The following is a 25,030-nucleotide window of genomic DNA, read 5'->3' on the forward strand; positions in this document are numbered from 1 at the left end:
CATGAAGCGTCCGAGCAGGCGCACACTCCTCACCGCCGGGTTCGTCAGCGCGCTGATGATCCTGCCGGTCGCCGCCGTCGCCGCGGTCGCCACCGGGCAGACCGGTTCGACGCCGACCCGGGTGGCCGCGCCGCAGCAGCTCGGCACCGGCAACGGGCCGCTGATCGCCACCGTCGGCGACATCGCCTGCGCGCCGTCCAACACCCAGTACAAGGGCGGCGAGGGAACCCTGGCCGGCTGCCGCGAGAAGGCCGTCGCCGACCTGCTGGAGAACCAGCGGCTCGCGGCGTTCCTGCCGCTGGGCGACCTGCAGTACGAGGACGGCCGGATGGACGAGTTCACCCAGGTGTACGACCAGTTCTTCGGCAAGTACAAGGCGATCACGCGGCCGACGCCGGGCAACCACGAGTACAAGACGCCCAACGCCCGCGACTACTACGACTACTTCGGCGCCATGGCCGGGGAGAACAACCCGTTCGGGCCCTACGCGGCCGGCGCCTACAGCTACGACGTCGGCGCCTGGCACCTCGTCTCGCTCAACTCGATCCAGTGCACCGGCGGCAAGCCGTGCGACGACAGCCACCCGATGATGCAGTGGCTCGCCGCCGACCTGGCCGCCCACCCGACGAAGTGTTCGTTGGCCTACTGGCACCACCCGCTCTACTCGCTCGGCCACCACGGCGCCTACACGCCCATGACCCCGGTGTGGAACTTCCTGCTCGACCGGGGCGTCGACGTCGTGCTCACCAGCCACGACCACGGCTACCAGCGCTTCGCGCCGCTCGGCCGGGCGGAGATCAACGGCGCGGAGATGGTGCCGCCGACCGTGGTGCCGGAGGCGCAGGGCATGCGCAACTTCATCGTCGGGACGGGCGGCGCCAACAACTACGACATCGCCAGCGAGGCGGACCGCCCCGACCTCGCCGGCAAGGTCGAGGCGAAGTACGCCAACCCGGCGCAGGCGCTGTTCGGCGCGCTGTTCATGCGCCTGGACGAGAGCAGCTACACGTGGAAGTTCGCGCAGGCCGAGACCGGTGCGCCGCCGTTCGTGGACACGGGCGTGGGGACGTGTCGATGAAGAATCTCCTCGCCCGCTTCGGCTTCGTCGGCGTCAGCGTCTCGGGTGCCGTGCTGATGGCGGCCGCCGCCTTCGCCGTGGTGGTCACCGAGCCCGGGCCGGGCCCGACCGACCTCAAGGCGACCGTGGGCAGCGCGACCGTCTCGCTCTCCTGGACGCCGCCGGTCGGTGCGGTCAGCCACGAGGTGATCCGCGACGGCGTGGTCGTCGCGACCAGGGTGAAGGCGACCACGTGGTCGACCACCAGTGTCACCAACGGCAAGACGTACTTCTATGTGGTGCGCAGCGTCGACGCGAAGGGCGCGAAGACGAAGCCGAGCACCGAGGTGAAGGTGACGCCGCAGGCGCCGCCGCCGGCGCTGACCGGGGTGGCCGTTCGCAACCAGGACCGGCAGGCCACCGTCACGTGGGCGCTGCCGAAGAACACGATCGCCCAGAAGGTGCGCGCCACCGTCAACGGCGCCGTCGTGGCGACCGTTCCGGCCCAGGCCGGCGTCGTCACCGTGAAGAACCTCGCCAACAACGTCTCCGTGCTGCTGTCGCTGGAGACGCTGAACGTCAACGGCACCCCGTCGAAGCCGGTGACGGCCACGCTGGTGCCGACGAGCCTGGTGCAGAAGAGCCCGTTCGGGCTGACGCCCACCGGCGGCGACGCCCGCGTGGATCTCGTGTGGCTGCCGACCGCCGGCACCGAGCAGTACAACCTGTACCGCGACGCGAAGCTGCTGAAGTCGGTGCCCGGTACGGCCACGACGGTCGCCGACACCGGGCTGAAGAACGCGACCGTGTACAAGTACCAGATCCAGGCGGTCGTCGGCGGTCAGCTCTCGGCGCTGTCGCCGGCGAAGTCCGTCACCCCGCTGGCGATCCCGGCGGCGCCCGGCCCGCTGCTGGCCCAGGGGCGCAACGGCGCGGTGCTGCTGACCTGGCCGGCCCCGACCGATCCGGTGGCCGCCTACGAACTGCGCCGGGGCGGCGTGAAGGTCGCCGACATCCCCGGCACTGACACCACGTACACCGACCGCGGCCTGGAGAACGGCCTGCGTTACACGTACACGCTGCTGGCCCAGAACGCCAACCGCGCGGTCGGCCCGGAGAGCGCGCCGGTGAGTGCCGTTCCGGCGCTGCCGCCGGCGGCCCCGTCCGCGCCGGTCGCGGTCGCCGGCGACGCCCAGGTGACGCTGACCTGGCCGGCCGTCACCGGCATCACGAAGTGGGGCGTGCTGCGCGACGGCGTGCGCGTCGGCGGCATCATCAGCAACGCACTGTCCTTTGTGGACACATCGGTGCGGAACGACACCACGTACCGGTACCAGCTGGTGGCGCTCTCCGGTGACGAGCAGGAGTCGCCGCCCTCGCCGGTGGTGACGGCCACGCCGAAGGCGATCCCGCCGGACGTCCCCACCGGGCTGCGCGCCGACGTCGCCGACAGCGAGGTCACGCTCACCTGGCGCGCGAACGTGCCCCCGGCGGCGCGCTACCGGCTGTACCGCGACGGCGTGCAGGTGGCCGAGACAACCGCGCTCACGGCCCGCGACGCCGCGCTGGACAACGGAAAGGCGTACTCGTTCGCGGTCACCGCGCTGGACGGGCGCGGCGTGGAGTCGGCCCCGTCCCAGGCCGTCACGGCGACGCCCGTGGCGACCGGCGTCGACGCGCCGACGCTCACGGCCGCGTCCGGGCACGAGGAGGCGCTGCTGACGTTCGGCACGGCGTCGACGCGGGCCGTCGCCTCGTGGCGGATCCTGCGGGACGGCGCCGAGGTGCTGCAAACCACTGCGCGCACCTTGCCGCAGCGTTCGCTGACCGACGGGAAGGTGTACCGGTACCAGGTGCAGGCGCTCTACGCCGACGGTGGGCGTTCCGCGCTGTCGGCGGTGGCGGTCGCCGCGCCGCTGGCCCCGTGGCGGGCGGTGGCGCTCGGGTCGGACTTCGCCTGCGCGACGCACGCCGACGGCGGGGTGCGCTGCTGGGGCGCCAACGGCAGCCGCCAGGTCGGCGACGGTTCGACCGCGGTGAGCGTCAACGGGCCGGTGATCGTCGTGGGTCCGACCGGCGTGACGAAGCTGGCCGCCGGCAAGGCGTTCGCGTGCGCGGTGGCCGGTGACGCGCGGCTCTGGTGCTGGGGCGCCGTCCCCGGGGCGTCCGCGCCCGCCCTGCCGGCCGTCGTGCAGGGGCTGACCGGTGTGTCCGCCGTGGGCGCGGGCGGATCGGTCGCGTGCGCGGTCTCCGCCGGTTCCGTTTTCTGCTGGGGAACGTCGTCAGCGGGTCAGCTCGGCGCCACCACCACGAGTGCGTCGCCGGTGCGCATCACGCTGCCGGCCGCCGCCACCGACGTGGCCGTGGGCGAACGGCACGCGTGCGCGCTGCTCGCCGACCGGACGGTGGCGTGCTGGGGCGCCGACGACAAGGGCCAGGCCTCGGGCGCGCCGTCGGCCAACCGCACGGGAGCCGTGCGCGTGAGCGGGCTGGCCGGCGTGGCTCAGGTGTCCGCCGGCACCGACCACACCTGCGTGCTGACCGGCGCCCCGTCGGCCGGCAGCGGCGCGGTGAGCTGCTTCGGCGCGGGCGACGCCGGACAGCTCGGGCGTCCGGTCGCCACCGGCGCACCGTCCACTGTGGACCTGCTGCCGGCCGTCGCGGTGAGCGCCGGCGACCGGTACACCTGCGCGACGCTGCTGTCCGGACAGGCCCGCTGCTTCGGGGCCGGCGGCGCGGGGCAGCTCGGCGACGGGGCGGGCGTGGATCGTTCGGCGCCGGTGCCGGTGCTCAACCTCGACACCGCCACGTACGTCGCCGCGGGCCGCGGTGCCAGCACGTGCGCGCTGACCCGGGACGGTTCGCTGTGGTGCTTCGGCGCCGACCGCGACGGGCAGTTGGGGCTGGGCGGGTTCGGCCGTGCGACCATGCCGAGCGCGGCCATCGGCAACCTGAGCGGCGCCACGCAGCTCGTCGTCGGCACGGACGCCTCGTGCATGATCCGTTCGGCGGCGGTGTGGTGCTGGGGCCCGAACGCCTCCGGAGCGGCCGGCGCCGCGCCGGGTGTGCCGGTGCCGACGCCGGTGAAGGTGGCGCTGCCCGGCACGTCGCAGGCCCGTTCCGTGGCGGTCGGCGCGCGCACCGCGTGCGTCAACACCACCACCAACGAGCTGTACTGCTGGGGCGCGAACGACTCCGGCCAGGCCGGCCAGGCGAGCGGCGCCACGGTGGGCGTCTCGAAGGTGGCGCTCACCGGCGTCAGCGAGGCGTACGTCGGTGACCTGGCGACCTGTGCCCGCAAGTCGGACGGCACGGTGTGGTGCTTCGGCCGTTCGGACCTCCTCGGCGCCGGGCTCACCGGCCAGGCCGCCCGGTCGGCACCGGCGCAGGTGGTGACGGAGGCCGGCACCCCGGTCACCGGCATCGTGCTCGCCGCGATGGGCACCCGCCACGGCTGCGTCATCGACCGGTACGCGGCCACGACGGCCGGCAGCGGCGCCGTGTGGTGCTTCGGCGAGAACGGCTCCGGCCAGGTCGGCGGCACCGGCAACGCGACGAAGGCGCGCAAGGTCGTCGGGCTCAGCGGCGCGCAGGCGATCGGCGCGGGGCGGGCGCACACCTGCGCCGTGGTGCGCACCACCTCGTCGGTGCTCCAGTGCTTCGGCGCCAACAACGCCGGCCAACTGGGCGTCGGCGACACGAAGGACCGCGCCGCGCCGACGACGGTGCCGGCGATGAGCAGCACCAAGGTCAGCGCCGCGGGCGACGTCACCTGCGTCAAGAGCCCGAACGCCCAGGGCTGGTGCTTCGGCGCCGCCGCCCAGGGCGCGACCGGCAACGGGATGACCCGCGCGGCCGAGGCGTCGCCGCAGGTGCTCTACATCGCCGGCGGGCTCCTGCCGATGGCGGCCGTCAGCACCAACGGCGCCACCACGTGCGCGCTGCTGACGTCGGCGAAGGTGCTCTGCTGGGGCGTGCGCGGGTTGGCGTCGTTCGGGGAGGGGCCGGCGTCGGCCTATCCCACCCGGCCCGTCGTCGACTGACGATGCGACGGCCGGCCGGACTGCTCGTGGGGGTCCTGGTGCTGGCGCTGCTGTCCACTGTGGACGGTAGCGCCGCGCCGGGCCCCCGGGTCGCACCCGCACCCGCTCCGGCACCGGCGGCGCTCGCGCGGCCCGCACCGGAGCCCGAGCCGGCGCGCGCACCGGTGTCGCAGAGCCCGGCACCCACCCCGAGCGCCGCCGCCGTGAGCCCCGCGTACGACCTGCTCGCCGCGCCGCCGGTCGCCGACTGTCCACAGGGGACGGTGTGCGCCGACCCGATCCGCTTCGGCGCGCGGCCCGACGACGGCGCGGACGACAGCGCCGCCTTCGAGGCCGCGGTGAAGGCCGGTGGGACGGTGCTCGTGCCGGCCGGCACCTACCTCTTCAGCCGCCCGCTGCGGCTGCGCGCCGGGCAGACGCTCGCCGGCGCCGGCATGGCGAGGACGACCCTCCTGCTCTCCTGGGCGCATCTGGCGAACTTCTCGTTCGACTACGTGGTCAGCCCGGAGAGCGCGACGGCGACCGACGTGACCGTACGGGACCTGACCGTCGACGGCGGCCGTCGCCGGAGCGCCTGCGCGGACGGCGCCTACACCGGCAGCTGCGTGCACAACCGCGGCGGCGGCATCTCCGTCGGCACCCGCTGGACCGTCACCCGGACCCGCTTCACCGGCCTGAACTACTTCAAGCTCTGGATCTGCGCGGCGCAGGACGTCCGGATCCTCGACAACCGCTGGGACAACCGCGCCCCCGGCACCGGCTCCGGCGGCGAGGACAACGTCGGCGGCGGCTGCGCCACGAACGGCATCACCCTCAGCGGCAACCGCTTCGACGCCACGCTCGTCGGCAACGTCATCGACATCGCCCGGGCGAGCGGGGTGCGCGTCGACGGCAACGTGAGCCTGACCGGATCGGTCTTCCTGGAGGGCGTCACCGACGCGACGTTCACCCGGGGCAGCATCACCGGCGGCGGCCTGAACGTCCTGTCCAACGCCGGGTACGAGAGCGCCGCGGAATACGGCAACCACAACCCGAGCGGGGTGAGCGTCACCGACAACCGCATCGACGGCGCGGTGTGGGGCATCAACCTGCGCTACAGCGACCGCCCCGGCGTGTCGAACCGGCCCGGCGGCGGAAACGTGATCGCCCGCAACACGGTCACCGGCGCGGCCCGCGTGGCGATCCTCGTGACGGCCTGCCAACCGGGCGCGCGCACGCGGCCGGACACCGTCACCGACAACGTCGTCGTCGACGCCGGCACCGACGCGGCCGACACCTACAACTCGGGATGCGCCCTGCTGGAACCGGTCGGCATCGCCGTGGCGGCGGGCAGCGGCGACACCGTCACCGGCAACGCGGTCACCGACACCCGCACGCCGGCGCTGACCCGCTACGGCATCAGCGTCGGCGCCCGCTACGCGCCCCCGACCGACCGGACAGTTCTGCGCGACAACCGTGTGACCGGAGTGCCCGGTGGGGTGGAGTATCACCCGCGGTGACGCGTCGCTCGCCGCCGGCGGGGTAGCGTGAGGCGTCGCCCCGCGGGAGGTGAGGTGCGATGGATCGCCCGTTCGACGTGGTGGCGCTGGTGACCTCCGCCGGTGGGCTGGACGCGATCAGCCGGGTGTTGCGTGACCTGCCGGACGGGTTCGGTGCGGCGGTCGTGGTGGCGCAGCACCTCGGCGGCCACGGCAGCACGCTCGTCGACATCCTCGAGCGCCGCGCCAACCTGCCGGTGAGCTGGATCGGGCCCGGCGAACGCCTGCTCCCCGGCCGCGTCTACGTCTGCCCGCCGCGCCGGCGGCTCGAGGTGTTCCCGGACCGCACCTGCGGGGTGACGCCGATGGAGCCGGCGATGCGGCTGCGGCCGCTCGACGCGTTCCTGCGCTCGGTCGCCTCGGCCTGCGGGCGGCGCGGCATCGCGGTGGTGCTGACCGGGATGGGGCGCGACGCCGCCGACGGCGCGCGTGCGGTGAAGCTGGCCGGCGGCACGGTGCTCGCGCAGAGCGAGGACACCGCCGAGGCGCCGGCGATGCCGCACGCCGCGGTCGCCACCGGCGCGGTCGACCTGGTCCTGCCGCTGCACGAGATCGGCACGGTGCTCACCGGCCTGGCCGCCGGCGGCCGGCTGCCGCGCCCGCGCAGCGAGGTCGAGGCGGTCGAGCACCTGTTCGGCGGGGCCGGCGAGGCGCGTCGCACGCTGCGCGAGGTGGACTGGGCCGCCACGCCGCTGGGGCCGGTGTCGAGCTGGCCGCGCGCGCTGCGCGGGGCGGTGCGCACCGCGCTGTCCTCGAACTTCGCGTGCGTGATCGGCTGGGGGCCGGAACGGGTGCAGCTCTACAACGACGCGGCCGTGCCGCTGTTCGGCGCCCGCCATCCCGCGCAGGGCGTGCCGTGGCCGGCGTGCTGGCCGGAGTTCGTGGAGCGGGTCGGGCCGCAGTACGAGCACGTCATGCGCACCGGCGAGGCGGTGCACCACGAGGTGCTGGCGACCGAGCTGCGGCGGCACGGATTCGCCGAGGAGGCGTTCTACGCGGCCGACCGCAGCCCGCTGTACGGCGACGACGACACGGTCGCCGGGGTGCTGAGCACCTCCGTGGAGATCACCGCGCGGGTGCTGAGCACCCGGCGACTCGCGACGCTGCGCCACCTGACGACCGCGCTGGCGGCGGCGCGGACCCCGATCGAGGTGTGCGAGGGCGCCGCCACGGCGCTCGGGCACAACCGCCACGACGTGCCGTTCGCCCTGCTCTACCTGGTGGACGGCGCGCACTCGCAGGCCCGGCTCTGCGCCGCCACCGGGATCGGCCGGGGCGCCGCGGCGGTCCCGTACACGATCGACGTGCGGGGCGGGCATCCGGCGTGGCCGATGGCCCGGGTGCTGAGCGAGCGGCGGCCGGTCCGGGTGGACGACCTGACGGTGCGCTTCCCCGGGCTGCACGCCGGGCCGTGGCCGGAGTCGCCGCGCGCGGCGCTGCTGCTGCCGCTGTCCGCGGTCCACGACGACGAGGCGATCGCCGGGGTCATGGTGGTCGGGATCAGCCCGCGCCTCGTTCTCGACGGCGACTACCAGGATTTCGTCGAACTCCTCGCGCACGAGGTCGCCGCCGGTCTGGCCGCTTCCCGCTCCCGTCAGCGGGAACGCGACCGGCTGCTGCGCGTGGCCGAGTTGGAGCACGCGAAGCTCGACTTCTTCGCCAACGTCAGCAACGAGTTCCGCACGCCGCTCACGCTCGTGCTCGGCCCGTTGGAGGCGCTGGCCGCCCGCAGCGACCGCCTGCCCGACGGGATCGGCGGCGACGTGGACCTCGCCGCGCGCAACGCCCGCCGCATGCTCGTCCTCGTCGACGAACTGCTCGACTTCTCCCGGATCGGCGCCGGCGACCTGCGCCCCCGGATGGAGCCCACTGACCTCGCCCGGCTGACCGTCGACATCGCCACGGTCTTCGGCGACGTCGCCGGCGCCGCCGGACTCACGCTCGCCGTGCACTGCGCACCCCTGTCCGAACCGGTCTGGGTCGACCGTCGGATGTGGGAGAAGATCGTCTCCAACCTGCTGTCGAACGCCGTCAAGTTCACGTTCGACGGCGGGATCACGGTCGACCTGCGGCTGCGGGCGCTGCACGCCGAGCTGACCGTGCGCGACACCGGGGTCGGCATCCCGCCGGAGGAACAGCCGCGGCTGTTCACCCGCTTCCACCGGGTGCACGGCACGAAGGCCCGCAGTCACGACGGCGCCGGCCTCGGACTGGCCCTCGTCAACGAACTCGTCGGCCTGCACCAGGGGCGGGTGCGGGTGCGCAGCGAGGAGGGCGTCGGGTCGTCGTTCACGGTCTGGATCCCGCGTGGCGCACGGCCGGCGGCCGATCCCGTCACGGAGCCGGAGGAGCATGTCTCGGTGGCGGCCGCGCTGGCGGAGGAGGCCGCGCACTGGGGGGTCGTTCCGGCCGGCGGCGAGGCGATCGACGGTCCGATCGTCGACGGGGTGGAGACGGTGCGGCAGTTGGCGCCCGGGTCCCGCGTGCAGGTCGTGGCCGGCAACGCCGACCTGCGCGACTATCTGCGCCGGCTGCTGTCCGAGCACTGGCAGGTCGAGGTGGCCCCGGACGCCGACGCGGCGCTGACCTGGGCCCGGACCGACCCGCCGGACCTGATCGTGGCCGATCCGGCACCCCCGGACCGGGACGGCGCCGCGTTCGTGGCCACGGCGCGGGCGGACCCGACGCTCGCGGCCGTCCCGCTGATCCTGCTGACGGCCCGGCCGGGGGAGGGCGCCGGCGCCGACGACCACATCGCGAAGCCGTTCTCCGCGCGGGAACTGCTGGTGCGCGTGGGTGCGCAACTGGCGCTGTCGCGGGTGCGCCGGGAGGCCGCCGACCGGCTGCGCGAGCAGGCGGACTACCTGCGCTACGTCTTCGACGCGGCGGCCGCGGCCGACTTCGAGATCGACGTGCCCGGGCGGCAGTTGCGCACGTCGGCCCGGCTCAACGCGCTGTTCGGCTTCCCGCCCGAGGTCGAGGCGACGCTGGACGACTTCGAGAGCCGCTGCCATCCGGACGAGCCGGAGCACCTGGTCGCCGCCGTGACCCGGGCCGGCGGCGGGCATTTCCTGCGCGACTTCCGCATCGTCGCCGGCGCCGGCACGCGGTGGATCCACGCCCGCGGCGAGGTGATCGTCGGTCCCGACGGCGCGGTCGAACGGGTCCGCGGCGTGCTGATCGACATCACCGACCGTAAGCGCACCGAGGAGGCGCTGCTCGCCCTGAACGAGGAGCTGAAGCGGCGGCTGCTAACCGGGGCGTAGCTCGCCGACCAGGCCGCCCCAGTGCTCGACGTGCCGGGTGACGAGGTCGGCGGCGCGGTGCGGGTCGCCGGCGGCGATCGCCGCGTGGATCGCCCGGTGTTCGGCGATGAGCCGGGTGCGCACCGCCGGCCAGTCCGCCCCGACCAGTGCCACGTCGGTGATGAGCCGGCGCAGGATGCCGTCCGCGGCGGTCTCCACCAGGTCGAGCAGCTTGTTGCCGGCCGCGCGCACCATCGCGATGTGGAACAGCGCGTCGAGCCGGTGGAAGTCGGCGCGGGCCAGTTCGGGATTCTCCATCTCGACGAGCAGGGCGTCGAGCGCGTCCGTGACGGACGGGACGCGGTGCGCGGCGAGGTGCCGGGCCGCCGTCGACTCCACCATCACGCGGAACTCCACGACGTCGGCCACGGGCACGTGGCGCAGCGTCACCAGCAGGTCGAGAACGGTGGTGAAGACGTTGCTCGGCTCGCTCAGCAGCACGGCGCCGTTGTCCGCGCCCCGCCGCACGCCGATGATGCCCAGCGCCTCCAGCACCCGCAGCGCCTCCCGCACCGAGGTGCGCGACACCCGGAACTGTTCGGCCAGCTCGCGTTCCGGTGGGAGACGGTCACCGGCATTGAGCGAGCCGTCCGCGATGGCATCCTTGAGCTGCCGCAGAACGTCCTCGAACGCGCGCGGCACGATGACGGGGCGGAAGTCTGCGGCCATCCGCAGAACCGTACCGGAATCGTTGACCCCGAGAGAGGGTGGCTTTATGGTCCAACCAATGCGCCCGTTCAACGTTCCGGATGACGCGCTGGTCGACCGACTGCGGGCGGTTGTCGGGCCCGACCAGGTGCTGACCCACCCGCACCAGCTGCGCACCTACGAGTCCGACGGGCTGCTGCAGTACCGGCAGGTGCCCGCCGTCGCCGTGCTGCCCGGCACCGGCGCCCAGGTGCAGGCCGTCGTCGCCGCGTGCGCCGAGGCGGGCGTGCCGTGGGTGGCGCGCGGTGCCGGTTCGGGGCTGTCCGGCGGGGCCCTGCCGCGCGGCGACGGAGTGCTGATCGTGCTGTCCCGACTCACCCGCGTGCTCGAGGTGGACCTGGACAACGGGCGCGTCTGCGTCGAGCCCGGGGTCACCAACGCCGCCGTCTCCGCCGCCGTCGCACCGCACTACTTCTACCCACCCGATCCCTCCAGTCAGGTGGTCTGCTCGATCGGCGGCAACGTCGCGGAGAACTCAGGCGGCGCGCACTGCTTCAAGTACGGCTTCACCACCAACTACGTCACCGGCCTCGAACTCGTCCTCGCCGACGGGGAGGTGGTGACCCTCGGCGGGCCGGAGCCGGACCCGGCCGGTTACGACCTCATCGGGGCGTTCGTCGGCTCGGAGGGCACGCTCGGTATCGCCACCCGCATCTGGCTGCGCGTGGTGCCGGTGCCGGAGACGGTGCGCACGCTCGTGGCGTTCTTCGACTCGACCGCGCAGGCCGGGCAGGCCAGTTCCGACATCGTGCACGCCGGCGTGGTGCCGGCCGCGATCGAGATGATGGACGCCGTGACGATCCGCGCCGTCGAGGAGATGGCGCACGCCGGCTATCCCGTCGGGCGCGGCGCCGCTCTCCTCGTCGAGCTGGACGGGGCCGAACGCGAGTGCGCGGCGCAGTTCGAGGAGGTCGTCGCGATCTGTGCGGCCGCCGGCTCGGACGACGTGCGGGTCGGCCGCGACGACGCCGAACGCGCGCTCTTCTGGCGCACCCGCAAGGCGGCGTTCCCCGCGATGGGACGCGTCTCGCCGAACTACTTCGTGCAGGACGGCGTCATCCCGCGCACCCGGCTCGCCGAGGTTATGGGGCGCATCGAGGCACTCTCCCAGGAGTACGGCCTCATCGTCGCGAACGTCTTCCACGCCGGCGACGGCAACCTGCACCCGCTGGTCTGCTACGACGGCCGGGTCGAGGGGCAGGCCGAGCGGGCCGAGGAACTCTCCGGCGCCATCCTCGCCGTGTGCCTCGACGCGGGCGGCTCCATCACCGGGGAGCACGGGGTGGGCGTGGACAAGCTGAAGTACATGCCGAAGATGTTCGGCGAGGGGGATCTGGAGGCGTTCCAGCGGTTGCGGTGCGCGTTCGACCCGGTCGGGTTGGCCAATCCGGGCAAGGTGATGCCGACGCCGCGGCTGTGCGGGGAGGTGCCGGGGCCGTACAAGCGGCACCCGCTGGAGATCGCCGGACTGGCGGAGCGGTTCTGATGGAGATCCGACCGTCCACAATGGACGAGGCCGTGGCCGCCGTGAAGGAACTGGCCGCCGGTGGCACCCCGGTGCGGCCGGTCGGCGCAGGTTCGCGGGCGACGTGGGGCGGGCGGGACCCGGACGGCGCGGTCGCGTTGCACACCGGCGCGCTGGACCGGATCGTCGAGCACAACCCCGGCGACTTCACGGCCGTGCTGCAGGCCGGGGTGCCGCTGGCCGCCGCGCAGGAACACTTCGCCCGCGCCGGCCAGATGCTGGCGGTCGACCCGCCCACTTTCCCCGGGCCTATGCCTTCCGGCCCGGAACGGGCCGGCGGCACGATCGGCGGGCTTCTCGCCACGGCCGACTCGGGGCCGGCGCGGCACCGGTTCGGCGGGATGCGGGATCTGGTCATCGGCGTGGAGGTGCTGCTCTCGGACGGCACGGTGGCCCGGGCCGGCGGCAAGGTCATCAAGAACGTCGCGGGCTACGACCTGAGCAAGCTCTACACCGGTTCCTACGGGACGCTGGGGCTCGTCACCGAGGTGGCCGTGCGGCTGCACCCGCTGCCCGGCCCGACGGCGACGGTGCTCGGTTCGTCGGACGACCCGCACGTGCTGGCGGGTGCGGCGCTGGCCCTCGCCAAGCAGCCGCTGGAGGCGCTGTGCCTGGACATCGGCTGGCCGGCCGAGGGGCCGGGGCGGCTGCTGCTGCGCTTCGCCGGGCGGACCGCCGCCGACCGGGCCCGGCGGATCGGATTGGCCGGGCTCGACGACGTTCACGTGGAAGAGGACGACGAGGGGCTGTGGAACGCGCAGCGGGCGGCGCAGCGCGATCCGGACGGCCCCGTCCTGAAGGTCCCGCACAAGCCCGCCGACCTGGGCGACGTGCTCGCGACCGCCCGGTCGCACGGCCTCGCCGCGGTGTCCCGGGCGGCGCTGGGGCTCACCTGGGTGCGCGGCGGATCCCGGGAGATCTTCCCGCGCGCGACCGTGCTCGACGGCGCCGCCGGGGTCGCCGATCCGTGGCCGCCCGCCGACGCCGGCGCGCTCGCCCTCATGCGCCGCGTCAAGGCGCGCATGGACCCGGCCCGGATCTTCCGCCCGGGAACGTTCGTGGGAGGGATCTGAGTATGAGCCCGCATCGGGACGACGCGGCGCCGCCCGGACTGAGGAGCGCAGGGAGCGGAGCGACCGGAGCGACGAGGGAAGGCGGCGCCTCCGGCGGCGGCCCGATGTCGGGCGGGCAGCATGGGCCGGCTTGGGACAGCCATCGGCCGCCGGATCCGGAGCTCATCAAGGACTGTGTCCACTGTGGATTCTGCTTGACGACGTGCCCCTCCTATAACGTCTTCGGCACCGAGATGGACTCGCCGCGCGGCCGCATCGTGCTCATGCGCGTCGGCCACGACGAGCCCGCGATCTCCCCGCAGATGGTCGAGCACTTCGACAACTGCCTCGGCTGCATGGCGTGCGTGACGGCGTGCCCCTCGGGCGTGCAGTACGACCGGCTCATCGAGCAGGTCCGCCCGCAGCTCGAACGCAACGGCCCGCGCACCCGCCGCGAGAAGTGGTTCCGCGGCGCCGTTTTCGCGCTCTTCACCCATCCCGGACGGCTGCGCGCGATGGTGCCCGGGGTGGCGATCGGTCGCCTGCTGGCCCGCACGCCGCTCCGGAGGACCCGGCTCGGTCCACTCTTGACACTCGCGCCGCCGGTCCCGCTCTCGGCCGCCGTGTCCCGGCTGCCCGCGGTGACGAAGCCGGCGGCGGGCGTCTCCCCGCGGGGGAAGGTCGCGTTCCTGCAGGGCTGCCTGCAGCGGGTCTTCTTCGGCGACGTCAACGCGGCGACGGTGCGCGTTCTCGCCGCGGAGGGGTGGGAGGTGCACGCCCCGCGCAAGCCTCGCTGCTGCGGCGCCCTGCCGTTGCACAGCGGCTACGAGGAGACGGCCGCCGCGTCGGCGAAGGAGGTCATCGCCGCCTACGAGGGCTACGACACCATCGCCGTGAACGTCGCCGGCTGCGGCTCGGCCATGAAGGAGTACGGGCACCTGTTCGCCGACGATCCACAGTGGAGGGAGCGCGCCGCGGCCTTCTCCGCCAAGGTGCGCGACATCCACGAGGTGCTGGCGGCACATCCCGCGCAGGCGCCCCGGCATCCGTTGCCGATGACCGTCGCGTACCACGACGCCTGCCACCTCGCGCACGCGCAGAAGGTGCGGCGGGAGCCGCGGGAGTTGCTGGGCGCCGTACCGGAACTGACCCTCGTCGAACCGCGCGAGTGGGAGCTGTGCTGCGGTTCGGCCGGCATCTGGAATCTCACGAAGCCGGCGGCGGCGGCCGAACTGGGCAAGCGGAAGGCGGACAATCTGCTGGCGACCGGGGCCACCGCGATCGCCGCGGCCAACCCCGGCTGCGCCCTGCAGATCACCGCGCACCTGCCCCGCCCGATCCCGGTGTACCACCCGATGACATTGCTCGACGCGTCGATCCGAGGAGCTGCTGTCCGATGAGCCTGCGCTATCCCGATTCCCCGGCCCTGTCCGCCCGGGCACGGGAGGAGGTGCTGACCCCCGAGGCGCTGGCGTTCGTCGAGGGCCTGCACGAGCGGTTCAACTTCCGGCGGCTGGAACTGCTGGAGGCGCGCCGGAGCCGGCCGGCGCCGGCGGACTTCCTGCCCGAGACGGCCAGCATCCGCAGTGCACAGTGGACGGTCGCGCCGCCGCGCGCGGACTACGCCGACCGCCGCACCGAGATCACCGGCCCGACCGACCGCAAACTCGTCATCAACGCGCTGAACTCCGGCGCCAAGGGCTTCATGGCCGACTTCGAGGACGCCAACAGCCCCACCTGGGTCAACCAGATCGAGGGGCACGTCAACCTGATCGACGCCGTCGAGGGCACCATCACCTACGACTCCTCCGACGGCCGGCACTACTCCCTGGTGGACACTCCGGCCACGCTGCTGGTGCGCCCGCGCGGCTGGCACCTGCCGGAGAAGCATCTCCTGGACGACAGCGACGAGGCCGTGTCCGGTGCGCTGGTCGACTTCGGGCTCTTCCTGTTCCACTGTGGACGGCGGCTGCTCGAACGCGGCTCCGGGCCGTACCTGTACCTGCCGAAGATGGAGCACCATCTCGAGGCCAGGCTGTGGAACGACGTGTTCACGCACACCGAGGACGCCCTCTCCCTGGACCGCGGCGCCATCCGGGCCACGGTGCTGATCGAGACGCTGCCCGCGGCGTTCCAGATGGAGGAGATCCTGTACGAGCTGCGCGAGCACTCGTACGGCCTCAACGCCGGCCGCTGGGACTACATCTTCTCGATGATCAAGTCCTACAAGGACGACCCGAACTTCGTGCTGCCCGACCGCTCGGCCGTCACGATGACGGTGCCGTTCATGCGCGCCTACACCGAACTCCTCGTCGCCACCTGCCACCGGCGCGGGGCGTTCGCCATGGGTGGGATGGCCGCGCTGATCCCCTCCCGCAAGGATCCCGAGGCGAACCAGCGGGCGATCGACGCCGTTCAGGCCGACAAGCGCCGCGAGGCGGGAGCGGGCTTCGACGGCACCTGGGTCGCCCACCCCGACGTGGTCTCCGTCGCCAAGGGCGCCTTCGACGAGGTGCTCGGCGACCGTCCGAACCAGATCGAGCGGCTGCGCGAGGACGTGACCACGACCGCCGCCGACCTGCTGGCCGCCGGTGCCACCCCGGGCGAGGTGACGGAGGCGGGGCTGCGCAACAACGTCAGCGTGGCGTTCCAGTACATCTCGTTCTGGCTGAGCGGGCGGGGCGCGGCCGGCATCAACAACTTCATGGAGGACGCCGCCACGGCGGAGATCTCCCGCTCGCAGGTGTGGCACTGGATCCGCCACGGCGTCACGCTGCCCGACGGCACACCGATCACCCGCGAACTCGTCACCCGCATCCTCGACGAGGAGACCGCCCGCATCCACGCGGAGGTGGGCGACGAGGTGTGGAAGGCCGGCCGTCCCGAGGAGACCCGCGACGTCTTCGTCCGGGTGGCTCTCGGCGACGAACTGCCCGAGTTCCTGACGCTCGCCGCCTACGATCTCCTCTGACATCTATGCTGTGCGGTCTATGGACGAAGTCGGTGTATCGGCGCGCGGCGTGGACCGGGCGTTCGGGCCCACCCAGGCATTGCGAGGGCTCGATCTGACCGTGCCGTACGGGCAGGTCACGGGGCTCGTCGGGGCCAACGGTGCCGGTAAGACCACGCTGCTGCTGATCCTCGCGACGCTGCTCGCCCCGGACGCGGGGCACGTGCGCGTCGCGGGGATCGACCCGGCCACGGACCCGCTGGGCGTTCGGGCCCGGATGGGCTGGATGCCGGACGTCTTCGGCCTCTACGACCAGCTCACCGTGCGGGAGTATCTCGACTTCACGGCCCGCGCCTACCGCCTGACGCCCAAGGTGGCGCAGCAGCGGATCGACGAGACGCTCGTCGCCGGGCGCCTGGAGGACCTCGCCGGCCAGCCGGTGCACACCCTGTCCCGCGGGCAGAAGCAGCGGCTCGCGCTCGGCCGGGCGCTGCTGCACGGGCCGCGGGTGCTTTTGCTGGACGAGCCGGCCGCCGGGCTCGACCCGCGTTCCCGGGTCGACCTGCGCGACACCCTGCGCGCCCTGGCCGAGTCCGGGGTCGCGGTCGTCGTCTCCAGCCACATCCTGGGCGAACTGGAGGAGATCGCCGACCGCGTCGCGTTCATCTCCGGGGGGCGCTGCACCGGCGAGTACGACGTGGCGGAGCTGTCCGCCGCGACGCAGCGGCCGTGGCGGATCCGCGCGCTCCACCCGGAGCCGCTGGTGCGCGCGCTCGGCGACCTCGGCTACACGGACATCTCCTCCGGCGACGCGGGCATCGAGGTGCCGCCGCTGTCCGAGGAGGCGGCGGCCGACCTGCTCACGGCGCTCGTGGGTGCCGGGGTGCGGGTGGTGGCGTTCCAGCCGGTCGGCTCCGGGCTGGAGACCGCGTACCTCGCCCTCACCGAAGAGCACGCGGCATGAGCGGACGCTTGCGGGAGCGAATCGTGGGGCGCTGTGCGTTTGAGGCTCGTGGCGCCGGTGAGCGAAGCGAGCCGGGGGCATGAGCTGGTACGGGGTGCGGCTGGTGGTGGCGCACGAGTTCCGGGTGCGGCTGCGCACCGGGCGGTGGCAGTGGCTCTTCGCGGCCTGGGCGGCGCTGGTCGGCTGCGTGGCGTTCTCCGCGTACCTCGCCTATCAGCCGTCGACCGACTGCGCCAACTGCGCCGACCGGGTCGGTCCGGGCATGTTCGGCCTGCTGATGTTCTTCGTGCTGACGCTCGTGCTGCTGATCAGCCCGGCGCTCACCGCCCAGTCGATCAACGGCGACCGCGAACGCGGCACCCTCGCGCTGCTCCAGGTGACGACCCTGTCGGCCACCGACATCGCGCTGGGCAAGCTGTTCGCCGGGTGGCTGGTCGGGCTCGCTGCGCTCGGCGTGACGCTGCCGGCCGTGGCGTGGACGGTGGTGGAGGGCGTCGGCGCCCTGCGCGCGGTCACCGTGGTGCTGGTCGTGGGGCTGCTCATCGGCGTGGTCTGCGCGGTGTCGCTGGGCCTGTCGGCGGCGCTGGCCCGGGGGACCACGTCGACGATGATGTCCTACCTGACGGTGTTCGCCCTGCTGGTCGGCACGCCGCTGGTGTTCGCGCTGTCGGTGGTGATGATCTCCGGCCGGGACGGTGCGAGCCGCGAGGACCTGGTGTGGGGGACGCTCGCGCCCAACCCGTTCGTGATCATCGCCGACGCCGCGCCGCAGCCGGTGGTTCGCCGCGGGTCGGACGACGACATGCTGCACCAGCTCAGCACCTCGGTGCGGGAGTTGCGTCGCCCGCCGGGGGCGCGGGACTTCGACCGGCGCGTGATCGATCCGCCGGTGTGGCCGTACGGGCTCGGGTTCGACCTGCTGCTCGGTGCCGGTGGGCTGGCGCTCGCGCGGCACCGCCTGCGCACGCCGGCCCGGACCGTCCCCTCGGGAGTCCGCGTCGCCTGACGGGACCTCCCCGCGGCGATCTTGCAGTTGTGGCGCCCGGCGTGCCCGATTTCGCCCCGCGATGTCCCCACCACAACTGCAAGATCGGCGCAGCGCCTTACGGCGTCAGGAGCATCGCGCGGGAGTCGACGTTCAACACGTGGCCCCCGGCCAGGCGGGCGACCGGCCGGTGCCAGTGGACGTGGCCGCAGATCGTGAGCGGCGGTGGGCGTTCGGCGATCGTCGCGTTGATCCGCGCGTTGCCGTGCTGCGCCTGCTGCGCCCCGGCCGGCCCCTCGTGCAGCACCAGCACGTCCGGGTCCTGTTTCAGCACCGCGGCGATGCCGTCGAGGTGGGGGCGTTCGGCGCGGCGGTCGGCCCGGCGCGGGTCACCGATCACCCCGCCGACACCGGCGAAGCGCACGCCGCCCGCGTCCGTCCACGTGCCGTCGAGCAGCTCCGTACCCGGGCCCAGGTCGCCGAGCCCAGCGGGCGGGATGATGTCGTGGTTGCCGGCCACGCCGAGAACCACCGGGCAGCCGGCCGCCGCGAACGCCAGCCACACGTCGTCGACCGCCCCCGAGGCGCCCCGCACGTCGGCGGTCGGCGCGGAGTACAGGTCGCCGGCGAGCACCACGCCGAGGCGTTCGGGCGCGGGGATCAGACCGGCGTCGGCCCAGATCCGCAGATGCTCGGCGAACGCCACCCCGAGCAGCACCGGCGGCCCGCCGAACGGCGACGGCGCCACCCCCTGCAGATCGCTCGTCACGAGCACGGCGTCGCACCCCGCCGGAACGGCGTCGACGCACAGCCGTTCCACCGGAAGGAGCACATGCTCGGTGCCGCCACCGCGCCGCGCCTGCCGATAGGGAAGAGAAGTGACGGGCTCCGGGTTGGTGGACAGCAGACGCACGCCCCCAACCATAAAGGGAAAGCGACATGAGCGATCTTCGATTCACCGCCGACGACGTCGAACTGGTCGGCACATTACGGGTACCCGCAGGTGACGGCCCGTTTCCCGCGGTCGCGCTGACCGGCCCGTTCACCGGTACGCGGGACCAGGTCACCGGCCGGTACGCCGCCGGGCTCACCGGGGCGGGCTTCGTGACGCTGGCGTTCGACCACCGGGGCTTCGGGGAGAGCGGCGGCCGGCGCGGCCACGAGGACAGCCAGGGCAAGCTGGCGGACCTGCGCGCCGCGGTGTCGACGCTGGCCGCCCGGCCCGACGTGGACGCCGGGCGGATCGGGCTGGTCGGCATCTGTCTCGGCGGCGGGTACGCGGTGAAGGCCGCCGCGCTGGATCCGCGGGTGCGGGCGGTCGCGGGGGTCGCCGGCGCGTACAACAGCCCGGCCTGGTTCGCCGAACAGTCCGGGATCGCCGGATATCGCGGGGCCCTCGCGTCGTTCATCGCCGACTACGACGGCTACCTGCCGGCCGTGGCGCCGGACGGGGGAACGGCCGCGATGGGCGGCGACGAGCCGTGGTCGTACTACGGGACCGCGCGTTCGGCCTCGGCACACTGGGAGAACAGGGTCACCCGCGGCTCGCTGCACTCGCTGATGACGTTCGACGCGTTGGGCGCCGCGCCGCTGCTGGGCGAGACGCCGCTGCTGATCGTGCACGGCACGGTCGACGCGTACTGTTCACCCGAATTGGCGAAGCTCATGCACGACAACGCCGCCGGCCCGAAGGAGATCCTCTGGCTGGACGCGCGGGAGCACGTCGACCTCTACGACCGCGAGCCGTACGTCACCCGGGCGGTGGACGCGACGGCGGAGTTCATGCGCCGGGCCACTGCGGCCCCACCACGCTGAGCAGGCGCGGGGACTCCGCGGACGGGCTGCCCGGCGTCGCCGTGCAGAGCACCAGCTTCTGCCCGTGCGCCGCCACCGGCGGCGCCTTCGCCTGGTAGCCCCCGCGCTCAGTGCGGGTCGCGGGCCCGGTGGGCGGCGATGAGGTCCGCGCCGAACTCGCCGTCCGGCCGGCGCAGCACGGTGTGCGCGTGGTTGGCGTCGTTGTCCCGGTTGTCGTACTCGATGAGCAGGTCCCGCCCCGTGATCCGGTAGTAGTGGCCGACCCCGGGGCGGGGCGCGCCCTCCCACGCGAACGCGGGGTCGTCGCCGTCGAGCCGCTGCCGTTCGGCGTCGGCGAGGTCGGGCGGCAGGCGGTCCAGGTACACGTCGCGCAGCCGGTCGAACAGCTCCCGCGCCGGCCGGTCGAGGCGGGAGGCGGCCACGCCGCGGGGGAGCGGCCCGGGGTCCGGTCCGGGGAACGGTCCACTGTGGACGTCGTCCGGCGCGGTGTCGGAGACGATCGCCTCGGCCCGCCCGGCCGGGCCCATGGCCGAAAGCAACGCGAACGCCAGCTCCTCCTCGGGCGCGAACGGCCGCAGCACCGGATGCCCGGCGAGGTCGGTGCGGGCCGGGTTGGCGCCCAGGAAGAGCGGCGCGGGCGCCACCGTGTCGCCGTCGAGCGTCATCGTCAGCGACAGGTGGTGCCCCTCGAAGCGCCACGACCAGGGCGCGTCGCCGTCCGGATCCCCGAACACCACGACCGCGTAGTCGTCGCTGTGCCGGCCGCGCGCCCAGCCCTCGGCGCGGTCGAGCACCTCCTCCAGGGCGACGACCGCCATCGCCTGCGCGTAGGCGGGCGGGCGCAGCGCCGTCGCGAGGAGCCGGTGCGCGAGCTTGCGCCCGGCCGGGCCGAGCGCGCCGAGCGTGAGCCCGGGGCGCGGCCGCGGCCGGTAGTCCATCCAGCGCCGCCGCGGGTCGTCGAACGGCCGGGCCACCTCGTGACGCCGTTCCTCGGGCAGCGCCGCGAGCAGTGCCCGCACGGCGTCGCGCATCGCCGGTCCGCTTCCCATGCGGCCCACACTACGCAAACGTCTTGGCGATCTCCCGGACTCGCGCGTGGGCGGCACGCCGGCCGGACTCCGCGTCGGCGGTGGCGAGGTTGGGCCGGAACTGCACGGTCTCGATCTCCTCGATGCCGGCCCAGCGCAGCCACCCCTCCACGAACGGCGCCTGGAAGTCGGCGCCGAACGCCGGCCCGCGCCCGTCCCCGTACACCGCGCTGGTGTACACGACGACCGCCTTCTTGCCGGTCAGCAGGCCGCGGTACCCCTCGACGGGGTCGAACCCGAACACCAGCCCCGGCTGGCTCACCACGTCGATGAACTGCTTGAGGATGTACGGCACGCCCGCGTTCCACATCGGGACGCTGAACAGGTACCGGTCGGCCGCGTCGAACCGGCGGAACGCCGCGATCGCCGCCCGCCACGCCTCGGCGGCGGCACCGGTGGGCTCCTCGCCGGCGAACACGGCCATCTTGGCGGCGGCGGCATCCGGTCCGAACGCCGGCAGCGTGCCGTCCCACAGGTCCCAATGGCTCACGTCGACCTCGCCGGCGTGCTCGCGCAGCGCCTCGACATAGCTGCCCGCGATCGCGAGCGACTCCGAACGCTCACCGCGCGGCGACGCGGAGATGTGCAGAAGCGTTGACATGACTGCCTCCCAGACAAATGTAGGTGCGTGCGCACACACATTCCTACTCCGATGCGTGCGCACGCACAAGCTTTGCTAGCGTGGAGTGATGACCGACACGGACCCGGCCGCCTGGGCGGCGCTCATGCGGGTGCACGCGGCCCTGGTGCCCGTGCTCGACCAGGAGCTGCAGGCCGCGCACAACCTGCCGCTTACCTGGTACGACGTTCTGCTGGAGCTGTATCACGCGCCGGGCAGGCGGCTCACGCTCGGCGAGCTGGGCCGGGTGGCCGTGGTGAGCCGCTCCAGGGTCAGCCGCGTCGTCGACGAACTGGCCCGCGCCGGCCTCGTCACCCGCGAGGCCAACCCGCAGGACCGGCGCTCCGCCTACGCGGCGCTGACCGAGGCCGGGAAGCGACGGTTCCGCACCGCCGCGCCGACCTACCTGCGCGGCATCGAGAAGCACTTCACGTCGCGGATGACCGCCCGCGAGGCCGCCACGGTCGCGTCGGCGCTGGGGAAGGTACTCGCCGCTCGGGAACCCTGAGTATCCTTTTCGCGACGTAACCGTAGTCGGGAGGGAAGTCGTGAGCACCGGGGTCGAGACGCTGGAGTTCCAGGCCGAGGCGCGCCAGTTGTTGCAGCTGATGGTCCATTCGATCTACTCGAACAAGGACATCTTCCTGCGGGAACTGATCTCCAACAGCTCGGACGCCATCGACAAGCTGCGCCTGGAGTCGATGCGCGACAAGGACCTGAAGGTGTCGCTCGACGATCCGCACATCGCGATCGAGCTGGACGCCGAGGCCCGCACGCTGACCGTGCGCGACACCGGCATCGGCATGTCCCGCGACGAGGTGGTGTCGCTGATCGGCACCATCGCCAAGTCCGGCACCGCCGAGATGCTCAAGGCGATGCGCGAGGCCAAGGACGCGGCCGCCTCGCAGGAGCTCATCGGGCAGTTCGGCGTCGGGTTCTACGCGTCGTTCATGGTGGCGGACAGGGTCACGCTGGTGACGCGGCGCGCGGGCGAGGAGGGCGGCACCCGCTGGGAGTCCGCCGGCGAGGGCACGTTCGAGATCTCCGAGGTCGCGGACGCGCCGCAGGGGACAGCGGTCACGCTGCACCTCAAGCCCGCCGACGCCGAGGACAACCTGCACGACTACGCCGACGAGGCGACGATCCGTTCGATCGTGAAGCGGTACTCGGACTTCATCGCCCACCCGATCCGGCTCGGTGACGAGACGCTCAACTCGATGAAGGCGCTGTGGGCGCGCCCGCGTTCCGAGGTCGAGCAGTCCGAGTACAACGAGTTCTACAAGCACCTGAGCCACGACTGGACCGACCCGCTCGAGACGATCCACATGCGCGGCGAGGGGACGTTCGAGTACGAGGCGCTGCTGTTCGTCCCGGCGCGGGCGCCCTTCGACCTGTTCATGCGCGAGGGCAAGCGCGGCGTGCAGCTGTACGTCAAGCGGGTGTTCATCATGGACGACTGCGAGGCGCTGATGCCGCAGTACCTGCGCTTCGTCAAGGGCGTCGTCGACGCGCACGACCTCTCGCTGAACATCTCCCGCGAGATCCTCCAGCAGGACCGCCAGATCCGGGTCGTGCGGCGGCGGCTGGTCAAGAAGGTGCTCACCACCCTCAAGGACCTCCAGGCGGCCGACGCGTCGAAGTACGGGACGTTCTGGGGGGAGTTCGGCCGGGCGCTCAAGGAGGGGCTGCTCGACGACACCGACAACCGCGACACCCTCCTGGAGCTGCTGCGCGTGACGTCCACCCACGGGGACACCACGCTCAAGGAGTACGTCGAGCGCATGAAGGAGGGGCAGACCGAGATCTACTACATGACCGGCGAGTCCCGCTCGATGATCGAGAACTCGCCGCACATGGAGGCGTTGCGGGACAAGGGTTACGAGGTGCTGATCCTCACCGACCCGGTGGACGAGGTCTGGGTCGAGCAGGTCCCCGCGTACGACGGCAAGGAGTTCAAGTCGATCGCGAAGGGGCAGGTGGACCTGGGCTCCGACGCGCCGAAGGACGAGTCGTTCGACCCGCTGCTGACCTGGATGGGGACCGCCCTCGCCGACAACGTGAAAGAGGTGCGGCTCTCGTCGCGGCTCACCACCTCGCCGGCGTGCGTGGTCGGCGACGCGCACGACATGACGCCGACGCTGGAGAAGATGTACCGGGCCATGGGCCAGGAACTGCCGCCGGTCAAGCGGATCCTGGAGCTCAACCCGACCCACCCGCTGGTCACCGGCCTGCGCGAGGCGCACAAGGCGGACGCCTCCGCCGAGGCGGTCGCCGAGACGGCCGAGCTGCTGTACGGGATGGCCCTGCTCGCCGAGGGCGGCGACCTGACCGACCCGGCGCGCTTCACCCGCATCCTGGCCGGCCGGCTGGCCTCGGCCCTCTGACCGCCCCGCGGCGGGTCGGTCAGGCGAAGAGGGCGCTGACCGACTCGCCGTTGTGGATCCTGCGCATCGCCTCCGCCAGCGCGGGGGCGACGCTCAGGACCGTGAGCTTGTCGGTGCGGTTCTCCGCGGGGATCGGGACCGTGTTGGTGCAGACGATCTCGGCGATGTCCTCCTCGGCGGAGAGCCGCTCGAGGGCCTTCGACGCGAACAGGCCGTGCGTGCAGGCGACCCGCACGCTGCGCACCTTCTGCTCGCGCAGGCGGTCGAGCAGTTCGAACACCGTGCTGCCCTTGGCGATCTCGTCGTCCAGCACGATCACGTCCCGCCCCGCCACCTCGCCGATCACCGTCGAGATGACCACGCGGTCGTCGGAGAAGCGCTGCTTCGCCCCGGCCGCCACGGGCACGCCCAGCCGCCGCGCGAACGCCGCCGCCTCCTTGGCGTTGCCGAGGTCCGGAGAGACCACCACGGCGTCGGAGAGGTCGAACCGGCGGAAGTGCCCGGCCAGTTCGCGCAGGGCGTGCAGGTGATCGACGGGCACGCTGAAGAAGCCGTGCACCTGCGGCGAGTGCAGCGTCATCGCCAGGATCCGGCCGGCTCCCGCCGTCTGCAGCAGGTCGGCGACGAGCCGCCCGCCGATGGAGATGCGCGGGGCGTCCTTCTTGTCGCTGCGCGCGTACGCGTAGTGCGGCATCACCACGGTGATCCGGCCGGCGCTGGCCCCGCGCGCGGCGTCGAGCATCAGGAGAAGTTCGACCAGGTGCTCCTGCACGGGCGGGACGAGCGGCTGGATGAGGAACACGTCCCGGCCGCGGCAGTTCTCCTGGAGCTGGACCTCCAGGCAGTCGTTGGCGAAGCGGGAGATCCTGGTCGGCAGCAGGGGCACGCCCAGGTTTTCGCAGATCTCGGTGGCCAGGTCGGGGTGGGCGCTGCCGCTGAAGACCGCGATGTCACGCATGGTCCGAATTCTAGAAAACGCCGGACGGCCGCTACGCTC

The 25,030-nt window shown here is 73.1% G+C and carries 18 protein-coding genes; 13 read left to right on the plus strand and 5 right to left on the minus strand.

The genetic code is table 11. From position 1 onward, the window contains the following. Position 1 precedes the first annotated feature (1 nt). The 4 genes from Val02_RS09465 to Val02_RS09480 are packed head-to-tail and all read left to right on the plus strand — an operon-like array spanning position 2 to position 9,904. Positions 2-1,078, plus strand: coding sequence for a metallophosphoesterase family protein (locus Val02_RS09465; protein WP_203898576.1), 1,077 nt, complete (start codon positions 2-4; stop codon positions 1,076-1,078). After that, entirely contained in the window at positions 1,075-5,100 is a 4,026-nt protein-coding gene (locus tag Val02_RS09470) for a hypothetical protein (protein ID WP_203898577.1), read from the plus strand. Before Val02_RS09465 ends, Val02_RS09470 begins: the two co-directional genes overlap by 4 nt. 2 nt (positions 5,101-5,102) lie before the next feature. Next, positions 5,103-6,599 carry a glycosyl hydrolase family 28-related protein gene (locus tag Val02_RS09475; protein WP_203898578.1) on the plus strand — a complete coding sequence of 499 codons (1,497 nt, stop codon included), beginning with the start codon at positions 5,103-5,105 and terminating at the stop codon, positions 6,597-6,599. A gap of 59 nt (positions 6,600-6,658) precedes the next feature. Continuing rightward, a complete protein-coding gene (locus tag Val02_RS09480) occupies positions 6,659-9,904 on the plus strand; it encodes a chemotaxis protein CheB (protein ID WP_203898579.1) in 3,246 nt (1,081 codons plus the stop codon). Here Val02_RS09480 and Val02_RS09485 read toward each other — a convergent pair. Continuing rightward, positions 9,890-10,612, minus strand: a complete 723-nt coding sequence (locus Val02_RS09485) for a FadR/GntR family transcriptional regulator (RefSeq protein ID WP_203898580.1) — start codon at positions 10,610-10,612, stop codon at positions 9,890-9,892. The two genes, Val02_RS09480 and Val02_RS09485, sit on opposite strands and share 15 nt — an antisense overlap. A gap of 58 nt (positions 10,613-10,670) precedes the next feature. On the opposite strand from Val02_RS09485, the gene Val02_RS09490 reads away from it, so the two are divergent. From Val02_RS09490 to Val02_RS09515, 6 genes are all read left to right on the plus strand, one after another. Next, entirely contained in the window at positions 10,671-12,137 is a 1,467-nt protein-coding gene (locus Val02_RS09490; protein ID WP_203898581.1) for an FAD-linked oxidase C-terminal domain-containing protein, read from the plus strand. Then, positions 12,137-13,249 (plus strand): FAD-binding oxidoreductase, encoded by a 1,113-nt coding sequence (locus Val02_RS09495; RefSeq protein ID WP_203898582.1) that lies wholly within the window; start codon positions 12,137-12,139, stop codon positions 13,247-13,249. Before Val02_RS09490 ends, Val02_RS09495 begins: the two co-directional genes overlap by 1 nt. Before the next feature lie 104 nt (positions 13,250-13,353). Continuing rightward, positions 13,354-14,628: a (Fe-S)-binding protein gene (locus tag Val02_RS09500; protein WP_203898790.1), complete on the plus strand. Its 1,275-nt coding sequence runs from the start codon at positions 13,354-13,356 to the stop codon at positions 14,626-14,628. After that, on the plus strand, positions 14,625-16,199 hold the full coding sequence (aceB, locus tag Val02_RS09505) for a malate synthase A (protein ID WP_203898583.1): 1,575 nt from the start codon (positions 14,625-14,627) through the stop codon (positions 16,197-16,199). Before Val02_RS09500 ends, aceB begins: the two co-directional genes overlap by 4 nt. Before the next feature lie 19 nt (positions 16,200-16,218). Further along, positions 16,219-17,142, plus strand: coding sequence for an ABC transporter ATP-binding protein (locus tag Val02_RS09510; RefSeq protein WP_203898584.1), 924 nt, complete (start codon positions 16,219-16,221; stop codon positions 17,140-17,142). A gap of 79 nt (positions 17,143-17,221) precedes the next feature. Then, positions 17,222-18,148: an ABC transporter permease gene (locus tag Val02_RS09515; RefSeq protein ID WP_203898585.1), complete on the plus strand. Its 927-nt coding sequence runs from the start codon at positions 17,222-17,224 to the stop codon at positions 18,146-18,148. A 97-nt stretch (positions 18,149-18,245) separates the two neighbouring features. Here Val02_RS09515 and Val02_RS09520 read toward each other — a convergent pair whose 3' ends face one another. Further along, on the minus strand, positions 18,246-19,040 hold the full coding sequence (locus tag Val02_RS09520) for a metallophosphoesterase family protein (protein ID WP_203898586.1): 795 nt from the start codon (positions 19,038-19,040) through the stop codon (positions 18,246-18,248). 26 nt (positions 19,041-19,066) lie between these two features. Between Val02_RS09520 and Val02_RS09525 the strand changes: the two genes are divergently transcribed. After that, entirely contained in the window at positions 19,067-19,942 is an 876-nt protein-coding gene (locus tag Val02_RS09525; protein ID WP_203898587.1) for an alpha/beta hydrolase, read from the plus strand. Positions 19,943-20,049: 107 nt separating this feature from the next. Here Val02_RS09525 and Val02_RS09530 read toward each other — a convergent pair whose 3' ends face one another. Next, positions 20,050-20,991 (minus strand): DUF3500 domain-containing protein, encoded by a 942-nt coding sequence (locus Val02_RS09530; RefSeq protein ID WP_239152634.1) that lies wholly within the window; start codon positions 20,989-20,991, stop codon positions 20,050-20,052. A 10-nt stretch (positions 20,992-21,001) separates the two neighbouring features. Beyond that, complete coding sequence (locus Val02_RS09535) at positions 21,002-21,631, minus strand: FMN-dependent NADH-azoreductase (protein ID WP_203898588.1); 630 nt, start codon at positions 21,629-21,631, stop codon at positions 21,002-21,004. An 88-nt stretch (positions 21,632-21,719) separates the two neighbouring features. Between Val02_RS09535 and Val02_RS09540 the strand changes: the two genes are divergently transcribed. Further along, the gene (locus tag Val02_RS09540; protein WP_203898589.1) at positions 21,720-22,157 is read left to right on the plus strand and encodes a MarR family winged helix-turn-helix transcriptional regulator; all 438 of its coding nucleotides are present in this window, start codon (positions 21,720-21,722) and stop codon (positions 22,155-22,157) included. 40 nt (positions 22,158-22,197) lie between these two features. After that, a complete protein-coding gene (gene htpG / locus Val02_RS09545) occupies positions 22,198-24,033 on the plus strand; it encodes a molecular chaperone HtpG (RefSeq protein ID WP_203898590.1) in 1,836 nt (611 codons plus the stop codon). A 19-nt stretch (positions 24,034-24,052) separates the two neighbouring features. On the opposite strand, the gene Val02_RS09550 is transcribed toward htpG, so the two are convergent. After that, positions 24,053-24,991 carry a ribose-phosphate diphosphokinase gene (locus Val02_RS09550; protein ID WP_203898591.1) on the minus strand — a complete coding sequence of 313 codons (939 nt, stop codon included), beginning with the start codon at positions 24,989-24,991 and terminating at the stop codon, positions 24,053-24,055. Positions 24,992-25,030: the final 39 nt, after the last annotated feature.

This window comes from Virgisporangium aliadipatigenens (genome assembly GCF_016863615.1).
Classification (GTDB): domain Bacteria; phylum Actinomycetota; class Actinomycetes; order Mycobacteriales; family Micromonosporaceae; genus Virgisporangium; species Virgisporangium aliadipatigenens.